The organism is Thauera sp. 63 (assembly GCF_000310165.2).
GTDB lineage: Bacteria > Pseudomonadota > Gammaproteobacteria > Burkholderiales > Rhodocyclaceae > Thauera > Thauera humireducens.
In genome coordinates this window covers 157,290-166,701 of record NZ_AMXC01000009.1, presented here as the reverse complement: position 1 = coordinate 166,701, position 9,412 = coordinate 157,290, and the positions used below count along the sequence as shown (strand labels likewise).

The following is a 9,412-nucleotide window of genomic DNA, read 5'->3' as shown; positions in this document are numbered from 1 at the left end:
AGCGGTGCCCGCCCGCACGGCGCCAGGCGCCGAGCGGGTCGAGGCGCCGGGCGCCGAAGCGCTCGGCCCGCGCCTGGGGCGCTCCATCGTCGATCTCCTTCACGCCCAGTCGCAGCGGCTGCAGGCCATGAGCGACGAGCTCGACGCGGCGCGCGCCGCGCTGGAGGAACGCAAGCTGATCGAGCGCGCCAAGGGCCTTCTGATGTCCTGCCGCGGCCTGTCCGAGGACGAGGCCTACCGCCTGCTGCGCCAGACGGCGATGAGCCAGGGGCGTCGCCTGGCCGAGGTGGCCGGCGCGACATTGGCGCTGGCGGATGTGCTCGCCAGACCCTGATCGGGGTGTCCGATCGCCGCGGCCCGCGGCCCCGACCAGGGTGGCGCGACATCGATGGCGGCGCACCACGGGTGTGCGAGGAGCGCGGCTGTTGCACTGCAGCAGTGCGTGCGGCATTTCCCTGAGTTTCGCGACGAATCCTCTCCGGGCCAGACGGCAAGCGGGTTTCGAGGCAGTTCTCGTTCCTGGCACGCTTGATGCATAAGGAAAAGCGTGGCTGAGCCAACGAGGGCTTGGCGTTCGAACAACCGACTCGAACACAGGACAACGGCGTCCATTCCCCTTCGCAGCATGCGGAGTGCGGGATGGGCGCCTTTTGCTTTTCCGCTTGCCTTTCAAGGAGCTCATCATGAAATCGCTCAAGACCGAAACGCCCGAACTGTCGCGCCGCGGCTTCATCAAGGCCGGCGCAGCCGCCGGCGTGGCCACCCTGTTGCCCGGCCTGTTCCCCGGCGGTGCGTGGGCGGCCGGCTCGGACGCCCCCGAGAAGAAGGAGATCAGGGTCGGCTTCATCCCGCTGACCGACTGTGCCTCGGTGGTGATGGCCGCAGTCAAGAAGTTCGACGAGAAGTACGGCATCAAGATCATCCCGAGCAAGGAGGCGAGCTGGGCGTCGGTGCGCGACAAGCTGGTGTCGGGTGAACTGGATGCGGCGCACGTGCTCTACGGGCTGGTGTATGGCGTGCATCTGGGCATCGGCGGGCCGAAGAAGGACATGTCGGTGCTGATGACGCTGAACAACAACGGCCAGGCCATCACGCTCGCCTCGCAGCTGAAGGACAAGGGCGCTGTCGACGGCGCGTCGCTGAAGAAGCTCGTCGCCGCCAGCGCGCCCGGCAGCTACACCTTCGCCCAGACCTTCCCCACCGGCACGCATGCGATGTGGCTGTACTACTGGCTGGCGGCCAACGACATCCACCCGTTCCAGGACGTCAAGGCCATCGTCGTGCCGCCGCCGCAGATGGTGGCCAACGCCCGGGTCGGCAACATGCACGGCTTCTGCGTCGGCGAACCGTGGAACCAGCGCGCCATCATCGACGGCGTCGGCTTCACCGCCGTCACCACGCAGGACATCTGGACCGACCACCCTGAAAAGGTGCTCGGCACCACCTCCGACTGGGTGGCGAAGCACCCCAACTCCGCGCGTGCCCTGACGGCCGCCGTACTCGATGCCTCGCGCTGGATCGATGCCTCGGACGCCAACAGCAAGGAAACCGCTGCAGTCATCGCTGCGCGTTCCTACGTCAATACCGACGTCGATGTCATCGAGGGCCGCATCCTCGGCCAGTACGACAACGGTCTGGGCAGGACGTGGGCGGACGCCAACGCGATGAAGTTCTTCAGGGACGGCGCGGTGACCTTCCCCTACCTCTCGGACGGCATGTGGTTCCTGACCCAGCACCGGCGTTGGGGCCTGCTCGAGCGGGACGTCGATTACCTCGCAGTGGCGAAGGCCATCAACCGCATCGACGTCTACAAGCAGGCGGCCACTGCGGTCGGCGTCGCCGTGCCGGCGAATGAAATGCGCAGCGCAAAGCTGATCGACGGCGTGGTGTGGGACGGCTCGAACCCGGCGGCCTATGCCGGCGGCTTCAAGATCAGGGCCTGATGTCGTGGCCAAGGCGGAGGAACTCGAAATGACTGTCGTCGCAATGGCGGAGCGCAGCACGGGCCTGGCGCCCGTGAGCGGGACCGCGAGGGAAGGCGAGGCCGCTGGCGGCCGTGCCGAAGTCAAACCGATCACGCCGGCGGTCGTGGTGCCGAGCGGTCCGGGGTTCGCGGAAAGGGCGGGCGATGCCCTGCGCGCGCTCGCGGCCGCCCTGCTGCCGCCCATCATCGGCCTGGCCCTGCTGGTCGGCTTGTGGCACCTCGGCACGGCCAACGGCGGTGGCATCCCCACGCCGGCCAAGACCTGGGATGCCGCGGTGGCGCTGTTCTCGGACCCCTTCTATCGCGAAGGGCCGAACGACCAGGGCATCGGCTGGAACGTGCTGGCCTCGCTCGAGCGCGTCGGCATCGGCTTCGGCATTGCCGCGCTGGTGGGCATCCCGGCGGGCTTCATGCTGGGGCGCTTCGCGGTGCTGTCGAAGATGATGAACCCCATCATCAGTCTGCTGCGCCCGGTGTCGCCGCTGGCCTGGCTGCCGATCGGCCTGCTGGTGTTCCAGCGCGCCGACCCGGCCGCGACCTGGACGATCTTCATCTGCTCGATCTGGCCGATGATCCTCAACACCGCCCAGGGCGTCACCCGCGTCCCGCAGGACTATCTCAACGTCGCCCGCGTCCTGAACCTGTCGGAATGGAAGATCTTCACCAGGATTCTGTTCCCGGCCGTGCTGCCCTACATGCTCACCGGCATCCGCCTCTCCATCGGCACGGCCTGGCTGGTGATCGTCGCCGCGGAGATGCTGACCGGCGGCGTGGGCATCGGTTTCTGGGTGTGGGACGAGTGGAACAACCTCAAGGTCGAGCACATCATCATCGCGATCTTCGTCATCGGCGTGGTGGGCCTGCTGCTCGAACAGGCGCTGATGCTGGTCGCGCGCCGCTTCAACTACGAAAGCCGCTGAGCGCAGGAGACATCGTCATGAAAAAGATCGTTCAAATCCAGGATGTCGGGCAACGCTTCGAGATTACGCACAAGCGCAAGAAGGACAGCTTCGTCGCGCTGCGCGACATCCAGCTCGACATCTTCGAAGGCGAGAGCATCGCGCTGATCGGCCATTCCGGCTGCGGCAAGTCGACGCTGCTGAACCTGATCGCCGGCCTCACCACGCCTAGCACCGGCGTGATGCTGTGCGACGGCCGCGAGATCGCCGGCCCCGGTCCCGAGCGCGCGGTGGTGTTCCAGAACCACTCGCTGCTGCCGTGGCTGACCTGCTACGACAACGTCTACCTTGCGGTCGAGCGCGTGTTCGGCCGCAAGGAAGGGCGCGCCAGCCTAAAGCAGCGCACCCACGACGCGCTGGCGCTGGTTGGGCTGTCGCATGCCGAGACCAAGTTCCCGCACGAGATCTCGGGCGGCATGAAGCAGCGCGTCGGCATCGCCCGTGCGCTATCGATGCAGCCGCGCGTGCTGCTGATGGACGAGCCCTTCGGCGCGCTCGATGCGCTGACCCGCGCCCGCCTGCAGGACGAACTGATGAAGATCCTGTCCGACACCGGCGCGACGATGGTGATGGTCACGCATGACGTCGACGAGGCGGTGCTGCTCTCGGACCGCGTGGTGATGCTGACCAACGGCCCGGCGGCCACCATCGGCGAGATCCTCGAGGTGAAGCTCGAGCGCCCGCGCGATCGCCTGGCGCTGGCGCACGACCCGGACTTCGCCGAGTACCGCGCCGCGATCATGGAGTTCCTGTACCAGAAGCAGCTCAAGCACGCTGCCTGAATCCGCCCGACACGACGTCCGACCACTGGAATCGCCATGAAGAAACAGAAACTCGTCCTCGTCGGTAACGGCATGGCCGGGGTGCGCACGATCGAGGAACTGCTCAGGCTCGCTCCCGATCTGTACGACATCACCGTGTTCGGCGCCGAGCCGCACGGCAACTACAACCGCATCCTGCTGTCGCCGGTGCTGGCGGGCGAAATGAGCCTGCCCGAGATCATGCTCAACGATCTCGACTGGTACCGCGACAAGGGCATCACGCTGCACGCCGGCAGCAAGGTGGTGAAGATCGACCGCGTCAGGCGCAAGGTCATGGCCGAGGATGGCACCGAGGCCGACTACGACCGCCTGCTGCTCGCCACGGGCTCGACCCCCTTCATCCCGCCGATTCCCGGCAACGACCTGCCGGGCGTGCTCGGCTACCGCGACATTGCCGATACCGAGGCGATGATCGAGGCCGCCGGCAAGTACCGGCACGCCGTGGTCATCGGTGCCGGCCTGCTCGGCCTGGAGGCCGCCAACGGTCTGATGCTGCGTGGCATGGACGTCACCGTGGTACACATCGGCGAATGGATCATGGAGCGCCAGCTCGACCAGGCCGCGGCCGACATGCTGCAGGCCTCGCTCGAGGCGAAGGGCATGAAGTTCCTGCTCGCGCGCCAGACCGAGGCACTGCTGCCGGCGCGCAACGAAGACGGTGACATGACGTCGCGCGTGGGCGCGGTGCGCTTCAAGGATGGCATGGAGATTCCCGCCGACCTGGTGGTGGTCGCGGCGGGTATCCGCCCCAACTTCGCGCTGGCCGAGTCCGCCGGGCTGTACTGCGGAAGCGGGCGGGTGCGCGGCATCCATGTGTCGGACACGCTGCAGACCGTCACCGATCCGCGCATCTACGCGGTGGGCGAATGCGTGGCCCACCGTGGTATCGCCTATGGTCTCGTCGCGCCGCTGTTCGAGCAGGGCAAGGTGTGCGCCAACCACCTCGCCAACTTCGGCATCGGCCGCTACGAGGGCTCGGTGACCTCGACCAAGCTCAAGGTGACCGGCATCGACGTGTTCTCGGCCGGTGATTTCAGCGGCGGCGCGGACACCGAGGAGATCGTGCTGCACGACCGCCAGGGCGGGGTGTACAAGCGCATCGTGCTGCGCAACGACCGCATCGTCGGCTCGGTGCTGTATGGCGACACCGCCGATGGCGCCTGGTACTTCCAGCTGATGAGGGACGGGCAGGACATCCACGAGATCCGCGACCACCTGATGTTCGGGCAGAACAATCTGGGGGACGTCGGGCACAAGGGCGAGAACCGCGCCGCCAGCATGCCGGACAGCGCCGAAGTCTGCGGCTGCAACGGCGTGTGCAAGGGCACCATCGTCAAGACGATCAAGGAAAAAGGGCTGTTCACGCTCGACGAGGTCAAGAAGCATACCAAGGCCGCGTCGTCCTGCGGCTCCTGCACCGGCCTGGTCGAGCAGATCCTCGCGTCCACGGTCGGCGGCGCCTACCAGTCGGTCAGCGCTGCCGACAAGCCGGTGTGCGGCTGCACCGAGCACTCGCACAAGGTGGTGCGCGAGGCCATCTTCGCCCACCACCTGACGACCAAGGAGGCGGTGTTCGAGACGCTGAACTGGCGCACGCTCAACGGTTGCGACAAGTGCCGGCCGGCCATCAACTACTACCTGATCTCGTCCTGGCCGCACGAGGCGCAGGACGACCCGCAGTCGCGCTTCATCAACGAGCGCGCCCACGCCAACATCCAGAAGGACGGCACCTACTCGGTCGTGCCGCGCATGTGGGGCGGGCTGACGACGCCTTCGGAGCTGCGCGCGATCGCCGATGCTGCCGAGAAGTACAAGGTGCCCACGGTGAAGGTGACCGGCGGCCAGCGCATCGACCTGCTCGGCATCAGGAAGGAAGACCTGCCGGCGATCTGGGCGGATTTCAACGCGGCCGGCATGGTTTCGGGCCACGCCTACGGCAAGTCGATCCGCACCGTAAAGACCTGCGTCGGCGCCGAGCACTGCCGCTTCGGCACCCAGCTGGCGATGGACATGGGCGTGAAGCTTGAGCGGATGCTGTTCGACATGTATGCGCCGCACAAGGTCAAGCTGGCCGTGTCGGGTTGCCCGCGCAACTGTGCCGAGGCCGGCATCAAGGACGTGGGCGTGATCGGCGTCGATTCGGGCTACGAGCTCTACGTCGGCGGTAACGGCGGCATCAAGACCGAGGTGGCGCAGTTCCTGTGCAAGGTGGGCAGCGACGAGGAAGTCATGGAGTATGCCGCTGCCTTCCTGCAGCTCTACCGCGAGGAAGGCTGGTATCTGGAACGCACGGTGCACTGGCTGGAGCGCGTCGGTCTGGAGTACGTGAAACGCAAGGTCGTCGAGGACGCCGACAGCCGCGAGGCACTGCATGCGCGCCTGCTGTTCGCGCTGAAGGATGCCCGGGACCCCTGGCAGACCAGCCGCGAGGCCGGGGCGGTCAAGCAGTTCATCCCGCTCACGGTCGAGGCCTGAGCATCTGTGGCACACGAGGACGCAAGCATGAGCAACTGGAAGCATATCTGCCAGCTGGACGAGATTCCGCCACTGGGCGCGCGCGTGGTGCAGCGCCCGACGGGGGGCGACATCGCGCTGTTCCGCAATGCCGGGGACGAGGTGTTCGCGCTGCACGACAAGTGTCCGCACAAGGGCGGGCCGCTGTCGCAGGGCATCGTCCATGGGCGCAAGGTCTCCTGCCCGCTGCATGGCTGGAACATCGATCTCGAGGATGGTCAGGCCGTGGCGCCCGACGTGGGGCACTGCGGGCGCTTCGAGGTCAAGGTCGAGGACGGGCAGGTGTGGCTCGCCCTCTGAGGGCGGCCCGCCCGACCCGCAACGCACATCGCCATCGAGGCTGAGCATGAACACGACCGAATCGTCCCCCGCGCTGCGCGAAACGCGTTCCGTGTGCTGTTACTGCGGCACCGGCTGCGGCGTGATCATTGAGCACGAGGGTGACCGCATCGTCGGCGTGCGCGGCGACCGCGCGCACCCGGCCAACTTCGGCCGTCTGTGCACCAAGGGTTCGACCTTGCACCTGACGACGGGCGCGGCGGGTCGTGCGCTCCATCCGGAGATGCGTGATGCCCGCGGCGAGGCTCGCCGGCGTGTGGGTTGGGATGTCGCGCTCGATACGGCCGCCGGGCGCTTTGCCGACATCATCCGTCGCCATGGTCCCGATGCCGTGGCCTTCTATGTCTCGGGCCAACTGCTCACCGAGGACTACTACGTCTTCAACAAGCTGGCGCGGGCGCTGGTCGGCACCAACAACATCGATTCGAACTCGCGGCTGTGCATGTCGAGCGCCGTGGCCGGCTACAAGGCCACACTCGGTGCCGACAGCGTGCCCTGCAGCTACGAGGACCTCGCGGCGGCCGACCATCTGCTGATTGCCGGCTCCAACACTGCATGGGCGCATCCCGTCCTGTTCCGCCGCATCGAGGACGCGAAGAAGGCCAACCCGGCGCTCACGATCACGGTGGTCGATCCGCGCCGTACCGAGACCGCCGAGTTTGCCGACCTGCACCTGCAGATCGCGCCGGGCTCGGACCTGCTGCTGTACAACGCGATGCTGCACGTGCTGCTGTGGGAGGACCTGGTCGACCGCGATTTCATCCGCGACCATACCAGCGGCTTCGATGCGCTGCGCAGCCAGCTTGCCGAGTGCTCGCCCGGCAACGTCGCGGCCGCCTGTGGCGTGCCGGCCGAGCGCATCGTCGAGGCGGCGCGCCGCTTCGGCCAGTCCAGGGCAGTCCTGTCCTTGTGGTGCCAGGGCCTCAATCAGTCGCACCACGGCACGGCCAACAGCGCGGCGCTGATCCACCTGCATCTGGCGACGGGCCAGATCGGCCGTCCCGGCGCGGGCCCGTTTTCGCTCACCGGCCAGCCCAACGCGATGGGCGGGCGCGAGGTGGGGGCGATGGCCAACCTGCTGCCGGGCCATCGCGAGCTCGCCAATCCCGCGCATCGCGACGAGCTCGCCGCGGCGTGGGGCGTGCCCGCCCTGCCCGAGAGACCGGGCCTGACGGCAGTGGAGCTGTTTGAGGCGCTGGGTGAGGCCCGGGTCAAGGCGGTGTGGATCGCGTGTACCAACCCGGCGCACTCCTTGCCCGATCAGGCGCGGGTCCATGCGGCGTTGCGGGCTGCCGAGTTCGTCGTGGTGCAGGAAGCCTATGCCGATACGGAAACCGCTGCCTTCGCCGACCTGTTGCTGCCGGCGGCGAGCTGGGGCGAGAAGACCGGCACGGTGACCAACTCCGAGCGGCGCGTTTCGCGGCTGGCGGCCGCCGTGCCGGTGCCGGGCGAGGCGCGTCCGGACTGGGCGATTGCCGCGGACTTCGCGCGGCGTCTGCAGCGGCGGCTGGGCGGGGAGGGCGCCGCCGGTGATGGCTTCGACTGGCCGGACGAAGCGGCGGTGTTCGCCGAGCACGTCGCCCTGAGCGCCGGCCGTGACTGCGACATGAGCGGGCTCTCGCATGCGCTGCTCGAGGTGCGTGGCCCGCAGCAGTGGCCGTTTCCGGCGGGCGCCACGGGTGGAACGACGCGACTCTTTGCCGACGGCGTGTTCCCGACCGGGGACGGCCGCGCGCGCTTTGCGCCCGTTGCCTTCCCGGCGCGCCACGCGCTGCTGCCGGAAGCGGTCGATGCGCGCCGCCCGCTGGTGTTGCTGACGGGCAGGCTGCGCGACCAGTGGCACGGCATGAGCCGCACCGGCAAGGTGCCGCTGCTATGGGGGCATACCCCGCGCGCCGAAGTCGCCCTGAATCCGGTCGATCTGGTTCGTCGCGGGCTTCAGGTGGGGAAGCTGGTGTGCCTGGCGAGCCGGCGCGGCGAGATGGTGCTTCCGCTGGCATCGGACGATGACGTTGCGCCGGGGCAGGCCTGGCTGCCAATGCATTGGGGCGCTGGCACGCAGGCGCAGGCGGGCGCCAACGCCCTGACGGTGCCGCTCGTCGATCCGGTGTCGCAGCAGCCGGCGCTGAAGCAGGCTGCGGTGTCGATCGTCCCCTATGTGCCGGGCTGGCAGGCGGCGTGGGCGGCGATTGCCCGCGATGCGGGGCAGGCGGCACGCTGGCGCAGTGCGTTGCAGCCGCTGCTGGCCGACTTCGACCATGCTTCGATCAGTCTGGCCGGCCGTGAGCGCATCGTCCTCCAGTTGCGTCTGGCGCATGCGGCGCCGGCTGAAGATGCGGTGCTGCAGGAGATCGATCAGCTTCTCGGATGCGATGCCGCGCAGGCACCGCTGGCCTTTGCCGATGCGCGGCGCGGCGTCGTCAAGCGTGCCCGGGTCGAGGATGGCCAGGTGCTTGCGCTGCGTTTCGCGGGCGAAGTCGCGGCCCTGGATTGGCTGCTGCCGCTGATGGTGTCGGGCGAGCCGCTCGGTGCGCGCCGTGCCTGGCTGTTCGCGCCGCTCGCAACGCTGCCGGCCGGGCTTGGAGCGGGCGATGCGACGGGAGGACGCATCGTGTGCAGCTGCTACGGTGTCGGCGCGGGCGCCATCGAGGCAGCCCTGGCGTCGGGCGCGAGCCTGGGCGAGGTGCAGGAAAAGCTGAAATGCGGCACGTCCTGCGGCTCCTGCCTGCCGGCCTTGCGGCGCATGGCGGCCAGCGCGCTGGCCGCGTGCGCTGGCACTGCATCATGACGCCACA

General features: G+C 68.3%; 7 protein-coding genes. All 7 read left to right on the top strand.

Annotated features, from left to right (window positions below):
* Nucleotides 1-334: ANTAR domain-containing response regulator (locus C664_RS10530; RefSeq protein ID WP_004259222.1), on the top strand; the 334-nt coding region annotated here is incomplete at its 5' end.
* 349 nt (nt 335-683) lie between these two features.
* Complete coding sequence (locus tag C664_RS10525; protein ID WP_004259220.1) at nt 684-1,943, top strand: CmpA/NrtA family ABC transporter substrate-binding protein; 1,260 nt, start codon at nt 684-686, stop codon at nt 1,941-1,943.
* A gap of 43 nt (nt 1,944-1,986) precedes the next feature.
* Nucleotides 1,987-2,904, top strand: coding sequence for a nitrate ABC transporter permease (gene ntrB / locus C664_RS10520; RefSeq protein WP_004259218.1), 918 nt, complete (start codon nt 1,987-1,989; stop codon nt 2,902-2,904).
* A 17-nt stretch (nt 2,905-2,921) separates the two neighbouring features.
* On the top strand, nt 2,922-3,725 hold the full coding sequence (locus C664_RS10515; protein ID WP_004259216.1) for an ABC transporter ATP-binding protein: 804 nt from the start codon (nt 2,922-2,924) through the stop codon (nt 3,723-3,725).
* A gap of 36 nt (nt 3,726-3,761) precedes the next feature.
* Nucleotides 3,762-6,239 carry a nitrite reductase large subunit NirB gene (nirB, locus tag C664_RS10510; protein ID WP_004259213.1) on the top strand — a complete coding sequence of 826 codons (2,478 nt, stop codon included), beginning with the start codon at nt 3,762-3,764 and terminating at the stop codon, nt 6,237-6,239.
* A gap of 27 nt (nt 6,240-6,266) precedes the next feature.
* Entirely contained in the window at nt 6,267-6,578 is a 312-nt protein-coding gene (gene nirD / locus C664_RS10505) for a nitrite reductase small subunit NirD (RefSeq protein ID WP_004259210.1), read from the top strand.
* Between the two features lie 46 nt (nt 6,579-6,624).
* Nucleotides 6,625-9,405, top strand: a complete 2,781-nt coding sequence (locus C664_RS10500; RefSeq protein WP_004259208.1) for a nitrate reductase — start codon at nt 6,625-6,627, stop codon at nt 9,403-9,405.
* The last annotated feature ends 7 nt before the right edge of the window (nt 9,406-9,412 follow it).